Here is a 13949-nt window from a genome sequence, read left to right as displayed (position 1 = left end):
GGCCCCGAGGAGTCGTCCTCGTCGGCCGCCCCGCTCAGAGCGTTCCTCGTCCGGGCCGGGTTCACACCAGGGGTGCGGGCGCACCGGGGGCGCGCCCCGGCCCGGGGATCAAGGGTTTCACACCCCGGAGGAGACCTCCGCCTTCTCCTGGTCGCCGTCTCCTCCGGCCGCCGCCAGTGCGCGGTTGCGGCGCACCGAGGAGAAGAAGGACCAGCCGATCAGGGCGACACCGACGAGGCCGGTGATGATCTCGTGGATCTCGTACTGGATGGTGACCAGCAGGATCACGGCGAGGGCGCCGATGGCGTAGTGGGCGCCGTGCTCCAGGTAGACGTAGTCGTCAAGGGTGCCCTGGCGGACCAGGTAGACCGTGAGCGACCGGACGTACATGGCGCCGATGCCCAGGCCGAGGGCCATCAGGACGATGTCGTTGGTGATGGCGAAGGCGCCGATGACGCCGTCGAAGGAGAAGGAGGCGTCCAGGACCTCCAGGTAGAGGAACATGAAGAACGCCGCCTTGCCCGCCAGCCTGACGGCCGACTTGGGCTTGCCGGTGCGCGCGGCTTCCTCTTCCTCCTCGTGCTCCCGTTCCTCCTCCTCTTCGAGTTTGTCCTCGAAGTAGCCGGAGAGACCACCGACGATCATGTAGGTGATCAGGCCCGCGATGCCCGCGAGCAGGACCGTCTCCGCCTTGTCGGCATGGGCGCCGCCGTGCTGGTGGGCGTGGGCGCCGAAGGTGATCGCGGAGACGAGCAGCACGACCAGGGCGATGCAGACCGACAGCATGTCGACCTTGCCGAGCTTGGCCAGCGGACGCTCCAGCCAGGCCAGCCACTTGATGTCCCGGTCCTCGAAGATGAAGTCGAGGAAGATCATCAGAAGGAACATGCCACCGAAGGCGGCGATCGACGGATGGGCGTCCGTCACCAGCTCCTGATAGCGGTCCTTGTCGGTGAGCGCGAGGTCGACCGCCTCGATCGGTCCGAGCGACGCGCTGATCGCCACGATCACGACCGGGAAGACCAGGCGCATGCCGAACACGGCGATGAGGATGCCGATGGTGAGGAAGATCTTCTGCCAGAAGGCATTCATCTTCTTCAGGATCCCGGCGTTGACCACCGCGTTGTCGAAGGACAGCGAGATCTCCATGATGGAGAGGATCGCCACGATGCCGAAGGCGGTCCACCCCCCGTAGAAGACCGCCGCGACCAGGCCGAGCGCGGTGACCGCGAACGACCAGCCGAAGGTTTTCAGAAGCACTGGCTACCCAATCGTGTGTGTACGGGGCTCCCCCGCGCCGTACTCGGCTTTACGAAACGTTGACTCCGAAGTCTAGAGCGATGCCGCGAAGCCCAGACGCGTACCCCTGCCCCACTGCACGGAACTTCCACTCGCCCTGGTAGCGGTAGAGCTCGCCGAAGATCATCGCGGTCTCCGTGGAGGCGTCCTCACTGAGGTCGTAGCGGGCCAGCTCCTGGCCGTCGGCCTGGTTGACGACCCGGATGAAAGCGTTGCTGACCTGGCCGAAGGTCTGTCCGCGCTCGTCGGCCATGTGGATCGAGACCGGGAAGACGATCTTGTCGCAGTGGGCCGGCACCTTGGAGAGGTCGACCAGCAGCGACTCGTCGTCGCCGTCGCCCTCGCCCGTGAGGTTGTCGCCGGTGTGCTCGATCGAGCCGTCCGGGCTCTTGAGCTGGTTGTAGAAGACGAACCACTCGTCGCCGAGCACCCGGCCGCTGCTGCACACGAGTGCACTGGCGTCGAGGTCGAAGGGTGCTCCGGTGGTGGAACGCGCGTCCCAGCCGAGCCCGACCAGTACCTGCGTGAGGTTCGGTGCGGCCTTGGACAGGGAGACGTTGCCGCCCTTGGCAAGCGTGACGCCCATGGTGATGGTCCCTCCCCGGGTGATGGTTCCTGTTTCCTGCGCGTCCGGCGCCGCACGTAAACCGTGCGGCGCCGGACGTGTCGAGACCGTGGCCTCACCGGACGACAGGGGGCGTCGCCCCCGCCGTCCGGCCGATCGGTCGATCGGTCGATCGGTCGATCAGACGTTGACGCCGAAGTCCTGGGCGATGCCGCGCAGGCCCGAGGCGTAGCCCTGGCCGATGGCGCGGAACTTCCACTCCGCGCCGTGGCGGTACAGCTCGCCGAAGACCATGGCGGTCTCGGTGGAGGCGTCCTCGCTCAGGTCGTAGCGGGCGATCTCGGCCTCGCCGGCCTGGTTGACGACGCGGATGAACGCGTTGCGCACCTGGCCGAAGGACTGCTGGCGGTTCTCGGCGTCGTAGATCGAGACCGGGAAGACGATCTTCTCGATGTCGGCGGGGACCGTGGCGAGGTTGATCTTGATCTGCTCGTCGTCGCCCTCGCCCTCACCGGTGATGTTGTCGCCGGTGTGCTCGACCGATCCGTCCGGGCTCTTCAGGTTGTTGAAGAAGATGAAGTGCGCGTCGCTGGCGACCTTGCCGCCGCTGTTCAGCAGCAGTGCGCTGGCGTCGAGGTCGAAGTCGGTGCCGGTCGTGGTGCGGATGTCCCACCCCAGACCGACGATGACCGCGGTCAGGCCGGGGGCCTCCTTGGTCAGCGAAACGTTGCCGCCCTTGCTGAGGCTGACTCCCACGAGTCCTCCATTGGTGTCCAGGGGCGGGGTGCCCCGTAGTGCGTGGATATCGGATCAACGAGTTGATCCTAGTGACGGGTTCCCGCGCCCCGCAGTCCCCGGAGCCGACCAATCACGTGGTGTCGGCACCCGGCGTGGCCACGCGGGGCCGGCCGGCGGGGGCGCCGGTCACAGGGCGTCGAGCGCCTTCACGTACTCGGCCAGGTCACGGGCGTCCGGCAGAGCGTTGACCACGGTCCAGCGCACGACGCCCTCCTGGTCGATCACGAAGGTGCCGCGGACGGCGCAACCCTTGTCCTCGTCGAAGACGCCGTAGGCGCGCGAGACGTTGCCGTGCGGCCAGAAGTCGGACAGCAGCGGGTACTCCAGGCCCTCCTGCTCGGCGAAGACGCGCAGGGTGTGGATGGAGTCGTTGGAGACGGCGAGCACCTCGGTGTCGCGGTCGGAGAACTGCGGCAGGTTGTCGCGCACCTCGCACAGCTCGCCGGTGCACACACCGGTGAAGGCGAAGGGGTAGAAGAGCAGCACGACGTTCTTCCGGCCGCGGAACTCGGACAGCCGGACGGTCGCTCCGTGGTTGTCCTTGAGTTCGAAGTCGGGGGCCTTGTCGCCGACCTGGATCGCCATGTCCCGTTCGTCCCTTCCGTAGGAAGATCTCCGCGGGAAGATCTCCGTGGGTGATTCGCTGGAAACACCCTACGCAGGGACGGTCGCGGACCCGCGGACGGGCCGACAGCCGTCGGCCGTCGACCCGCCCGGAGTCCGGAATGTCACGGAGCCCGGTCGGGCTACCGCTTGGACTTGGCGGCCTTGGGCGTCGCCAGCCGGCTGCCGCTCCAGTCCTTGCCGACGCTGACGCTCTTGGACGCCGTCAGTCCGGCGGTCGTCGAGGCCTCCGAGATGTCACTGGCCTCGACGTAACCGTCACGGCCGGTCTTCGGCGTGAGAAGGAGGATCGACCCGCCCTCTTCGATGTACGTGGTGGCATCCACCAGCGCATCCGTCAGGTCGCCGTCGTCGTCACGGAACCACAGCACGACGGCATCGGCCACGTCCTCGTAGTCCTCGTCCACCAGCTCGCCCTCGACGGCGCCCTCAATGGCCTCGCGGAGCTCCTGGTCGACGTCGTCGTCGTAGCCGATCTCCTGGACCACCTGCCCGGGCTGGAAACCCAGCCTGGCGGCAGGGTTCGTCCGCTCCTCCGCGTGGTCCGCGGTCGCGCTCACGGGTTGCCTCCTGATCATGTTTCGGTAGATGTCTTCAGCCACGCGCGTGCGCGAGGCTTGGCCGTAGTCCACACGGGCGGGACGGATCGCGCAAGTACCCGGCGTCTGGGACCGCCGAAACGGTGACGATCCCGGCTGTGTCGCCGCAACTCCAACCATGCCGTCCAGCCCGAAGGTGACGTACACCACACCTATCTGCCCCGTTTGCGTATTTGGGAACCATGTGTGGGTACGAGACTCGAATGAACGTGCCCCCGATCCTCACGGGAGGACCGGTTACCCCACGGTACAGATGACGATTGCCCCCGCGAGGTACACGATGGGGAACCGGCGGGGGAATCGGCGCAGAAACCCGGGAGGAACCCGGGGAGAAACCGGGGAGAAACCCGGAAAAACGGCCCTCTGACAGCGAAGGAACAGCGTGGCTTCCGCATCCGATCGCAGTGATCGCAGTCCGATCATCATTGGCGGCCTTCCCAGTCAGGTTCCTGACTTCGACCCCGAGGAAACCCAGGAGTGGCTCGACTCGCTCGACGCCGCCGTCGACGAGCGCGGCCGGGAACGGGCCCGCTACCTGATGCTGCGGCTGATCGAGCGGGCCCGCGAGAAGCGCGTGGCCGTGCCCGAGATGCGCAGCACGGACTACGTCAACACCATCCCGACCAAGAGCGAGCCGTTCTTCCCCGGCAACGAGGAGATCGAACGCAAGATCCTCAACGCCACCCGCTGGAACGCGGCGGTGATGGTCTCGCGCGCGCAGCGGCCCGGGATCGGCGTCGGCGGCCACATCGCGACCTTCGCCTCCTCCGCATCCCTGTACGACGTGGGCTTCAACCACTTCTTCCGGGGCAAGGACGAGGGCGACGGCGGAGACCAGGTCTTCTTCCAGGGGCACGCCTCCCCCGGCATCTACGCGCGCGCGTACCTGCTGGACCGGCTGAGCGAGCAGCACCTGGACGGCTTCCGCCAGGAGAAGTCCAAGGCGCCGTACATGCTGTCGTCGTACCCGCATCCGCGGTCGATGCCGGACTTCTGGGAGTTCCCGACGGTCTCCATGGGCCTCGGTCCGATCGGCGCGATCTTCCAGGCGCGGATGAACCGCTACATGCACGCGCGCGGGATCGCGGACACCTCGAAGTCGCACGTGTGGGCCTTCCTCGGCGACGGCGAGATGGACGAGCCGGAGTCGCTGGGCCAGTTGTCCATCGCCGCCCGGGAGGGCCTGGACAACCTGACCTTCGTGGTCAACTGCAACCTCCAGCGCCTGGACGGCCCGGTACGCGGCAACGGCAAGATCATCCAGGAGCTGGAGTCGGTCTTCCGGGGCGCCGGCTGGAACGTGATCAAGCTGGTCTGGGACCGGACCTGGGACCCGCTGCTGGCCCAGGACCGCGACGGCGTGCTGGTCAACCGCATGAACACGACGCCGGACGGCCAGTTCCAGACGTACGCCACCGAGTCCGGCGCCTACATCCGCGACCACTTCTTCGGCGACGACCACCGGCTGCGCGCGATGGTCGAGAACATGACCGACGACCAGATCCTGCACCTGGGCCGCGGCGGTCACGACCACCGCAAGATCTACGCGGCGTACAAGGCGGCGCTGGAGCACAAGGGCCAGCCGACGGTCATCCTGGCCAAGACGATCAAGGGCTGGACGCTGGGCCCGAACTTCGAGGGCCGCAACGCCACGCACCAGATGAAGAAGCTGACGGTCGACGACCTGAAGCGCTTCCGCGACCGGCTGCACCTGCCGATCTCCGACAAGGAGCTGGAGTCCGGCCCGCCGCCGTACTACCACCCGGGCCGGGACACGGAGGAGATGCAGTACATGCACGACCGGCGCCTGGGCTGCGGCGGATACGTGCCGACCCGGGTCGTGCGGTCGAAGCCGCTCGCGCTGCCGGACGACAAGACGTACGCGACCGTGAAGAAGGGGTCGGGCCAGCAGTCCATCGCGACGACGATGGCCTTTGTGCGCCTGTTGAAAGACCTCATGCGGGACAAGGAGATCGGCAGGCGGTTCGTGCTGATCGCGCCGGACGAGTACCGCACGTTCGGCATGGACTCGTTCTTCCCGAGCGCGAAGATCTACAACCCGCTCGGCCAGCAGTACGAGTCGGTGGACCGCGATCTGCTGCTCGCCTACAAGGAGGCGCCGAACGGGCAGATGCTGCACGACGGCATCTCGGAGGCGGGCTGCACGGCCTCGCTGATCGCGGCGGGCTCGGCCTACGCCACGCACGGCGAGCCGCTCATCCCGGTGTACGTCTTCTACTCGATGTTCGGATTCCAGCGCACCGGTGACCAGTTCTGGCAGATGGGTGACCAGCTGGCGCGTGGTTTCGTGCTGGGCGCGACCGCCGGCCGTACGACGCTGACCGGTGAGGGCCTCCAGCACGCGGACGGACACTCGCAGTTGCTGGCCTCGACCAACCCGGCGTGCGTGGCGTACGACCCCGCCTTCGGGTTCGAGATCGCGCACATCGTCAAGGACGGGCTGCGCCGGATGTACGGCGGCGACGAACAGCACCCGCACGGCGAGGACGTCTTCTACTACCTCACCGTCTACAACGAGCCCATCCGGCACCCGGCCGAGCCCGAGAACGTGGACGTCGAGGGCATCCTCAAGGGCGTCTACCGCTTCAGCGAGGGCACCGGCGGCTCGATCCCGGCACAGATCATGGCGTCCGGCGTAGCGGTGCCGTGGGCCGTGGAGGCGCAGCGGATCCTCGCCGAGGAGTGGAACGTGCGCGCCGACGTCTGGTCGGCGACCTCCTGGAACGAGCTGCGGCGCGAGGCCGTGGCCTGCGAGGAGCACAACCTGCTGCATCCTGAGGAGGAGCAGCGGGTGCCCTGGGTCACGCGGAAGCTGGCGGGGGCTCAGGGGCCGTTCGTGGCGGTGTCCGACTGGATGCGGTCGGTGCCGGACCAGATCGCGCGGTGGGTGCCGGGGACGTACCAGTCGCTGGGCGCGGACGGGTTCGGCTTCGCGGACACCCGGGGTGCGGCGCGCCGGTTCTTCCACATCGACGCGCAGTCGATCGTGGTGGGCGTGCTGAGCGAGCTGGCCCGGGAGGGGAAGGTCGACCGGTCGGTGCTGAAGCAGGCGATCGACCGGTACCGGCTGCTCGACGTGACCGCGGCCGACCCGGGGGCGGCCGGCGGGGACGCCTAGGACGTACCTCCCCACCCCGCCCACGTGCCCCCGCACGGGGTACCCGGCCGGGGTGGCACATGGCTCACCCCCGTCCGTAACGGGCGGGGGTGGGAACATCCGGGCGACAGGTGATGCCGCGGTACGGCTAGAACATGCCGTGGCCCGGAGTCGTCGCTCCGATGAGCCCGATGAGTGCCAGGAGCGTGTCGATGGCTCCCAGGACCACGGCGACCACGGCCGGCACCGAGCGGGAACCCGCCCAGGTGCGGCCCATCGCGAGCCAGCCGCAGACGGTCGCCACGGGGCCGAGGACGATCCCCAGCGCGAAGAACCCGGCGACCGCGCAGACGACTCCGACGATCGCGAGTGTCGCGCGATCCGGCCCGGTCCGTGACCACGTCCGGCCACGTGAGCGGGGGTGCCTGCGCGATCCCTGTCCGAAGCTCGCCATCATCAACTCCCTGAACTCTCCGTGAAGTTCGGGTACCCGCGTACGGCGTGTCATGCCTGCTTCGAACGTGCTGCCTGCGCGCCGCCCCCCTCCGGCAGCGCGCCGCAGCCGCACGCCCTCCGTGCCCTGCGGAGGACGTGACCCACTGTGACCTGCGCGGTCTGACGGAGGGGAGGGTTCGCGGCCCCTGTCACCCTGATGGACGAAACGGGGACGGGGCCGGCCAACTCCGCGGGCCGGATCAGATGTGGCCCACGCCGGCGCCCGCCTCCGCGTTCTCGCCGCGCTTGGTCAGGAAGGCGACGAACACCGCCACGACCGCGACCCCGGCGGCGACCAGCGAGGCCAGGCTCATGCCGGAGATGAAGGTGTCGTGGGCGACGTCGGTGATCTTCCCGGCGACCTCGGCGGGGGTGCCGGGCGCGACCGGCGGGACACCGACCCGGACCGCCTCGGAGGCCTGGTCCGCCTGTTGCGGCGTCAGCTCGGGCAGCCCCGCGTCCTTCCAGTTGCCGGCCAGGTCGCTGTCGACCTTGGAGGCCATCACGGCGCCCAGCACGGCGGTGCCGAGGCTGCCGCCGATCTGCATCGCCGCCTGCTGGAGACCGCCGGCCACGCCCGAGAGCTCCATCGGCGCGTTGCCGACGATGACCTCGGTGGCGCCGACCATGACGGGCGCGAGGCCGAGGCCGAGGAGGCCGAACCAGATCGACATCAGACCGCTGCCCGTGTCCGTCTCCAGCGTGGAGATGCCGAACATGGCGACGGCGGTGCACACCATGCCGCCGGCCAGCGGGATGCGCGGGCCGACCTTGGTGATCATCGCGCCGGCCAGCGGCGAGGCGACGATCATCATGCCGGTGAGGGGCAGCAGGTGCAGTCCGGCGTCGACGGGGCTCATGCCGTGGACGTTCTGCAGGTAGAAGGTGACGAAGAACAGGCCGCCCATGAAGGCGATGGCCATCAGGACCATCAGGACCACACCGGCCGACAGCGGCACCGAGCGGAACATCGCCAGCGGGATCAGCGGCTCCTTCACCTTGGTCTCCCACACGGAGAACAGGACGAAGCCCACCACCGAGCCGCCTATGTACACCCAGGTCTGGCCGGAGCCCCAGCCCCACTCGGGGGCCTTGATCAGCGCCCAGACGAGGGCGAACATCGAGGCCGACAGCAGCACGATGCCGACGACGTCGAAGGAGCGCGGCGCGTTCGCGGCCCGGTGGTCCAGCAGGATCATGACGCCGAGCACGACGGCGACGATGCCCACCGGCACGTTGATGAAGAACACGGACTGCCAGTTGACGTGCTCGACCAGCACGCCGCCGAGGATCGGGCCGCCCGCGGTGGAGGCGCCGATGACCATGCCCCAGATGCCGATGGCCATGTTGAGCTTCTCGGCCGGGAAGGTGGCCCGCAGCAGACCGAGCGCGGCCGGCATCAGCAGCGCGCCGAACAGGCCCTGGAAGACGCGGAAGACGATGACCGCGGCGATGCTGCCGGACAGTCCGATGGCGCCGGAGGAGGCCGCGAAGCCCGCCACGCCGATGAGGAAGGTCTGCCGGTGGCCGAAGCGGTCACCGAGCTTGCCCGCGGTGATCAGGGCGACCGCGAGCGCGAGGAAGTAGGCGTTGGTGATCCACTGGACGTCCGCGAGGCTGGCGTCCAGGTCGTCCTGGATGGCCGGGTTGGCGATCGCCACGATGGTGCCGTCCAGGGCCACCATCATGACCCCGACCGCGACGGTGACGAGGGTGACCCACGGATGGCCGCGCCATCCCTTGGCGGGCGCCGAGCCCGCCGGGCTGCCGTCACCCGGTCCCGGCTTGTTGATGGTGGTCTGACTAGTCATACCGCCGAGGCTAATGACAGCCGCTGACAGTTGACAAACCAATTCACGAGTCAGTAACTGACAAGACATCCCCCATATAGCCTGAACTGGGGAAACCGCACGAAGGAGACGACTTTTGAAGGTGGCCGGCACGTCGGCGCCGCCGGAGACCGCACCCGCGGCCTCCCGCCCTGGCCTGCGCGAACTCAAGAAACAGCGCACCCGGGACCTGCTGCTGCGCTCCGCCCTCGAACTCTTCACCGAGCGCGGTTACGAGGAGACGACCGTCGACGACATCGCCGAGGCCGCCGACGTCTCGCAGCGCACCTTCTTCCGGTACTTCGCCTCCAAGGAGGACGCGGCGTTCTTCGTGGCACGGCTCGCGGAGTCGCACTTCGTCCGGGCCGTGCTCGCCCGCCCGCCCGAGGAGGCGCCCCTGGACGCGCTGCGCCGGGCGCTCGCGGAGAGCTGGAGCACCATCGGCGAGGCCGTCGAGCAGCTGGTCCCGCTCGAGCTGCACATGCGCTTCTACCGGGTGATCGAGTCGACGCCCGCGCTGCTCGCCGCGCACCTGCGACGCGCGACGGAGCTGGAGGAGGAGATCGCCCGGGTCGTCGCCGTCCGCGAGGGCCTCGACGTGGACACCGACCCGCGCCCACGGGTGGTCGTGGCCGTCTTCGGAGCGGTGATGCGGGTCACCGAGCGGATCTGGTCGGCACGCGACGACGCCAGCCTGGCGGCCCTGCGGGACCTGACGGCCGATTACCTCGACCAGGTGGCGCCCGCGCTCACCGGGAACTGGCGCCGCGCCGAAACGTGATCCGTGTCACTGGATTCACGCGAGACCGGCCCGTTCTCCTAGTGTGTCCTCCCAGTGACTTCCTTCGACACCTCCCCGCAGCTGAACGTCTGGCGCGTACTGCTCGCCCTGGCCGTGGTGTTCGTGATGCTGGCGACCACCGGCTGGACCGCCCTGCGCGACCAGCGGGGCCCCACCGCCCTCGAAGCGTCCGTCACGGCCTGGGAGCACGGCCGGATCGACGGACGGCGGCTGCCCGACGCCCGGGCGACGCCCGCCCGGCTGGCCCGCTTCTTCGCCTCGCTCACCGCATGGCAGCGCACCAGCCTGGCCCACCGTTATCCGCTGGCCGTCGGCAACATGAACGGCGCCCCCGTCCAGCTGCGCTACCTCGCCAACCGCTCCGCGCTGGAGAAGGCGCGGTCGGTGGAGCGGGAGCGCACGCACGACAAGCGGCTGTCCCCGGCCGGGCAGCGCGAGGCCGACAGACGGATGCACAACTACGAGGCGCTGCTCGCCCCCGGCCGGCACATCCTCGCCTTCGACCCGGCGGGCTCGGGCCGGGTCGCCGAGGTCTTCGGAAACCTGGACCGCGCCGAGCGCGTGTCCGTCGTCGTGCCCGGCGTGGACACCGAACTGCTCACCTTCCAGCGCACCGACCGCAAGAGGTACGCGGCGCCCGTCGGCATGGCGAAGTCGCTGTACGCGGCCGAGCGCGCGGCGAGCCCCGGCACCGGCACGGCCGTGATCGCCTGGGCCGACTACACCTCGCCCAGCGGCCTCGGCATGGAGGCGGCCACCGCGAACCGCGCCGCGCACGGGGCCGTACGGCTGAACGCGCTGCTGCGGGCGCTGCCCGGCAGGTCCCCGGTCTCCCTCTTCTGCCACAGCTACGGCTCGGTGGTGTGCGGCCTCGCCGCCGACACGCTCCCCTCGCGGGTGACCGACATAGCGGTGGCCGGCAGTCCCGGCATGCGCGCCGAGAACGCCGCCCGCCTGGACACCTCCGCCCGCGTGTGGGCGATGCGGGACGCCGACGACTGGATCCAGGACGTGCCGTACCTGGAGGTCGGCGGCCTCGGGCACGGCGCCGATCCGGTGTCCGCCGGGTTCGGGGCGCGAGTGCTGTCCGCGCGGGACGCCCAGGGCCACAGCGGCTACTTCGTGCCGGGCACGGACAGCCTGCGGAACTTCGCGGGGATCGGTGTTGGCGCATACCGCACGGTCGCCTGCGCCGGCGAAGACGACACATGCCGGGCGGGTTTGTCCGCGGCGACGGCGGCCGGACGCGCGTAGAGGCGCAGAAACTCCGGTTTGCACGGGGAGGGGACGGGAAGGCTCGTGCCGCATACGATGAGCCGCATGGGTGACGTACTGGCCGGATTTCATGCCGCCTGGGAGTTCGAGTCCGACTCCGTGCTCATCCGCTACGAACGGGGGATTCGAACACCCAAGCTGTTCCAGGCCCTGGGGGAACGCCGGGTGCCCCTGGAGGCCATCGAGGGTGTGACGCTCACGCCCGGCAGGCGCGGCACCGTCGTGCTGCGCGTCGAACCGCGCGCGGGCGCCGATCCCCTGATCGAGGCGGCGGCCGGACAGCTGAAGGAGGGCGGCGACCCCTACCGGCTGGTGCTGCCCGCCGACCGGGAGACGCTCGCGGAGTACTACGCCGACGAGCTGCGGGCGCTGCTGACCGAGTCCGGCAGGACCGAGCGCTACCTGGTCGCCCCGCCCGAGGCACCGCTGCACTTCAAGGCCTACGACGGGAAGGCGTCCTTCGACGGGAAGGCCGTGTCCTTCCGGTGGTCCTGGACGGGCGCGTCGTCGGCGAAGTGGAAGGCCGGCGACCAGAGCTTCCCGGTCGCCGACCTGGGCGGGGTGGAGTGGCGCTCCCCCGAGATGTTCGAGGGGTACCTGCGGCTGCTGCCGCGCGACGCCGACGCGTCGGCCGCCGGTGCGGCCGCGGGGGCCGCGCCGGCCGTCCCCCAGGCCGACCAGGATCCGGCGGCGGTCGTGTTCGGGCTGGGGTACGGGCCGGTGCACGAGTCGCTGCCGTTCGCGGCGGCGGTGCTGGCGGCGGTGCGGGAACGGGGCGCGAGCGCCCCGGTGCCGATTCCCGTGCCGGCGCCTCGGCGGGACCCGGCCGACATCGCCGAGCGGATCCGGCACCTGGGGGAGCTGCATCAGCAGGGGCTGGTGACGGACGAGGAGTTCTCGTCGAAGAAGGCGGAGTTGCTGGCGGAGCTTTGAGCGTCTGTTTCTACTCCCGTCCGGCGGAAGCGAACGTCATGTCCGCGTAGCGGTCCCCCGCGACCTTCTCCGCGATCGGCTCCAGCAGGGACAGCTCGGCCTCCGTCAGGACGAGCCGGGTCGCCGCCGTGTTCTCCTCCACCCGGGCCGGCTTGCGGGTGCCCGGGATCGGGATCACCGGCAGGCCGTGGACCTGGGCCCGCTGCTGGACCCAGGCCAGGGCGATCTGGCCGAGGGTGGCGTCGTGGGCCTCGGCGACCGCCCGGACCGGGGTGAGAAGGGCCGCGTTGACCGCCGCGTTGTCGCCGGTGAACCGGGGCTGCTGACGGCGGAAGTCACCGTCGGTGAGGTCCTGTTCGGCGTTGGCGAAGGAACCGGTGAGGAAGCCCCGGCCGAGCGGGGAGTACGGGACGAGGGTCACGCCCAGTTCGCGGGCGGCCGGTACCACGCCCGCCTCGATGTCCCGGCTGAACAGCGACCACTCCGACTGCACCGCGGCGATGGGGTGCACCGTCTGCGCGGCCCGCAGCTCGTCCCCCGTCACCTCGCTCAGCCCGAGCTGCTTGACCTTCCCCTCGCGGACCAGGTCGGCCATGACGGCGACGGTCTCCTCGATCGGCACGTTCACGTCCCGCCGGTGCATGTAGTAGAGGTCGATCACGTCGAGGTCCAGACGGCGCAGGCTCGCCTCGACGGCCTCCCGGATGTAGGGCGCGTCGTTGCGGATGATCCGCTTGGTCGGGTCGTCCGGCGGGATGGACAGGGCGAACTTGGTCGCGACGACGACCTCGTCGCGGTGGGCCTTGAAGAACGGTGCGAGGAACCGCTCGTTCTCGCCGGCGCCGTACGCGTCCGCGGTGTCGTAGAGCGTCACGCCCAGCTCCAGCGCCCGCTCCAGGGTGGCGCGGGAGGCCTCGGTGTCCGTGGGGCCGTAGGCGAAGCTCATGCCCATGCAGCCCAGGCCCTGGGCGCCGACCTCCGGGCCGTCCGTGCCGAGCCGGGCCGTCGGGATCCTGCTGTCGGTCATCGGTTCCCCTCCCCTTCACGGGCACGGCCGGCGTCCCCGTAGAAACTGATCTTGCGGTCGAGTACGGCGACGGTGTCCTGGAGCTCGGCAATCCGCGTCAGCACGTCGCGCCGGGTGGACTCCAGCAGCTCCCGCCGGTCGAGGTAGGTGCTCTCGCCCTCACGCACCATCTCGGCGTACCGCACCATGTCGGCGACCGGCATGCCGGTCATCCGCAGCTTGCCGACGAAGCCGAGCCAGTCCAGGTCGCGGTTGCTGTAGCGGCGCTGCCCGGTATGCGAGCGGTCGATGTGCGACATCAGGCCGATCCGCTCGTACCAGCGCAGCGTGTGGGCCGTCAGGCCGGTGAACGCGACGACCTCGCTGATGGTGTAGCTGTCCTGCCCGTCGGGGCGCGGGTGGCGCGGGGGCGGGGCGGAACAGACGTCCGTTCCGGTGGCGTCACTGGTGGCGTTCGGCACGAGGGTCCCGGCCGTGGTCTGCATCACCGTCATGACCGTAACGCTATGACCTTGGAGTGCACTCCAGGCAAGCGCCTCCGGCCGGAACCCGCCGTCGGGAAATCCGCGGGACACACGAGCCGGC

At 69.7% G+C, this 13949-nt stretch carries 13 protein-coding genes; 4 read left to right on the top strand and 9 right to left on the bottom strand.

Annotated features, from left to right (window positions below):
• Nucleotides 1-117 precede the first annotated feature (117 nt).
• From R2E43_RS26425 to R2E43_RS26405, 5 genes are all read right to left on the bottom strand, one after another.
• Nucleotides 118-1260, bottom strand: a complete 1143-nt coding sequence (locus tag R2E43_RS26425) for a DUF475 domain-containing protein (protein WP_003976438.1) — start codon at nt 1258-1260, stop codon at nt 118-120.
• A 49-nt stretch (nt 1261-1309) separates the two neighbouring features.
• The gene (locus R2E43_RS26420; protein ID WP_003976437.1) at nt 1310-1885 is read right to left on the bottom strand and encodes a TerD family protein; all 576 of its coding nucleotides are present in this window, start codon (nt 1883-1885) and stop codon (nt 1310-1312) included.
• 159 nt (nt 1886-2044) lie between these two features.
• On the bottom strand, nt 2045-2620 hold the full coding sequence (locus tag R2E43_RS26415; RefSeq protein ID WP_003976436.1) for a calcium homeostasis/redox stress adaptation protein: 576 nt from the start codon (nt 2618-2620) through the stop codon (nt 2045-2047).
• Between the two features lie 168 nt (nt 2621-2788).
• Nucleotides 2789-3247, bottom strand: coding sequence for a peroxiredoxin (locus R2E43_RS26410; RefSeq protein WP_003976435.1), 459 nt, complete (start codon nt 3245-3247; stop codon nt 2789-2791).
• 161 nt (nt 3248-3408) lie between these two features.
• Nucleotides 3409-3846: a DUF3052 domain-containing protein gene (locus R2E43_RS26405; RefSeq protein ID WP_007449195.1), complete on the bottom strand. Its 438-nt coding sequence runs from the start codon at nt 3844-3846 to the stop codon at nt 3409-3411.
• 421 nt (nt 3847-4267) lie between these two features.
• Between R2E43_RS26405 and aceE the strand changes: the two genes are divergently transcribed.
• Entirely contained in the window at nt 4268-7024 is a 2757-nt protein-coding gene (aceE, locus tag R2E43_RS26400) for a pyruvate dehydrogenase (acetyl-transferring), homodimeric type (protein WP_003976432.1), read from the top strand.
• 127 nt (nt 7025-7151) lie between these two features.
• On the opposite strand, the gene R2E43_RS26395 is transcribed toward aceE, so the two are convergent.
• A complete protein-coding gene (locus R2E43_RS26395) occupies nt 7152-7460 on the bottom strand; it encodes a hypothetical protein (protein ID WP_011028310.1) in 309 nt (102 codons plus the stop codon).
• A gap of 238 nt (nt 7461-7698) precedes the next feature.
• Nucleotides 7699-9309 (bottom strand): MFS transporter, encoded by a 1611-nt coding sequence (locus R2E43_RS26390; protein WP_003976430.1) that lies wholly within the window; start codon nt 9307-9309, stop codon nt 7699-7701.
• A gap of 115 nt (nt 9310-9424) precedes the next feature.
• Between R2E43_RS26390 and R2E43_RS26385 the strand changes: the two genes are divergently transcribed.
• The 3 genes from R2E43_RS26385 to R2E43_RS26375 all read left to right on the top strand — a co-directional run bounded on the left by R2E43_RS26385 (nt 9425) and on the right by R2E43_RS26375 (nt 12337).
• Nucleotides 9425-10108 carry a TetR family transcriptional regulator gene (locus tag R2E43_RS26385; RefSeq protein WP_016326121.1) on the top strand — a complete coding sequence of 228 codons (684 nt, stop codon included), beginning with the start codon at nt 9425-9427 and terminating at the stop codon, nt 10106-10108.
• Nucleotides 10109-10162: 54 nt separating this feature from the next.
• A complete protein-coding gene (locus R2E43_RS26380) occupies nt 10163-11383 on the top strand; it encodes an alpha/beta hydrolase family protein (RefSeq protein WP_193485117.1) in 1221 nt (406 codons plus the stop codon).
• A gap of 66 nt (nt 11384-11449) precedes the next feature.
• Complete coding sequence (locus R2E43_RS26375; protein WP_191849343.1) at nt 11450-12337, top strand: DUF4429 domain-containing protein; 888 nt, start codon at nt 11450-11452, stop codon at nt 12335-12337.
• 10 nt (nt 12338-12347) lie between these two features.
• Here the strand turns inward: R2E43_RS26375 and R2E43_RS26370 are convergent, their stop codons facing one another.
• Both R2E43_RS26370 and R2E43_RS26365 read right to left on the bottom strand, forming a co-directional pair.
• On the bottom strand, nt 12348-13364 hold the full coding sequence (locus R2E43_RS26370; protein ID WP_332056626.1) for an aldo/keto reductase: 1017 nt from the start codon (nt 13362-13364) through the stop codon (nt 12348-12350).
• Nucleotides 13361-13858, bottom strand: coding sequence for a MerR family transcriptional regulator (locus R2E43_RS26365; protein WP_332056625.1), 498 nt, complete (start codon nt 13856-13858; stop codon nt 13361-13363). The genes R2E43_RS26370 and R2E43_RS26365 overlap by 4 nt, the downstream gene beginning before the upstream one ends.
• Nucleotides 13859-13949 lie beyond the last annotated feature (91 nt).

This window comes from Streptomyces violaceoruber (genome assembly GCF_033406955.1).
GTDB classification, from domain to species: Bacteria; Actinomycetota; Actinomycetes; order Streptomycetales; family Streptomycetaceae; genus Streptomyces; species Streptomyces violaceoruber.
The sequence above is the reverse complement of the archived record's forward strand: the minus strand, read 5'-3'. Positions and strand labels throughout refer to the sequence as shown.

What these genes read in the sequence shown, in the direction of transcription:
- R2E43_RS26420 (WP_003976437.1), bottom strand. Translation starts at nt 1,885, where the DNA reads ATGGGCGTCACGCTTGCCAAGGGCGGCAACGTCTCCCTGTCCAAGGCC.
- R2E43_RS26410 (WP_003976435.1), bottom strand. Translation starts at nt 3,247, where the DNA reads ATGGCGATCCAGGTCGGCGACAAGGCCCCCGACTTCGAACTCAAGGAC.
- R2E43_RS26395 (WP_011028310.1), bottom strand. Translation starts at nt 7,460, where the DNA reads ATGATGGCGAGCTTCGGACAGGGATCGCGCAGGCACCCCCGCTCACGT.
- R2E43_RS26390 (WP_003976430.1), bottom strand. Translation starts at nt 9,309, where the DNA reads ATGACTAGTCAGACCACCATCAACAAGCCGGGACCGGGTGACGGCAGC.
- R2E43_RS26375 (WP_191849343.1), top strand. Translation starts at nt 11,450, where the DNA reads ATGGGTGACGTACTGGCCGGATTTCATGCCGCCTGGGAGTTCGAGTCC.
- R2E43_RS26370 (WP_332056626.1), bottom strand. Translation starts at nt 13,364, where the DNA reads ATGACCGACAGCAGGATCCCGACGGCCCGGCTCGGCACGGACGGCCCG.
- R2E43_RS26365 (WP_332056625.1), bottom strand. Translation starts at nt 13,858, where the DNA reads ATGACGGTGATGCAGACCACGGCCGGGACCCTCGTGCCGAACGCCACC.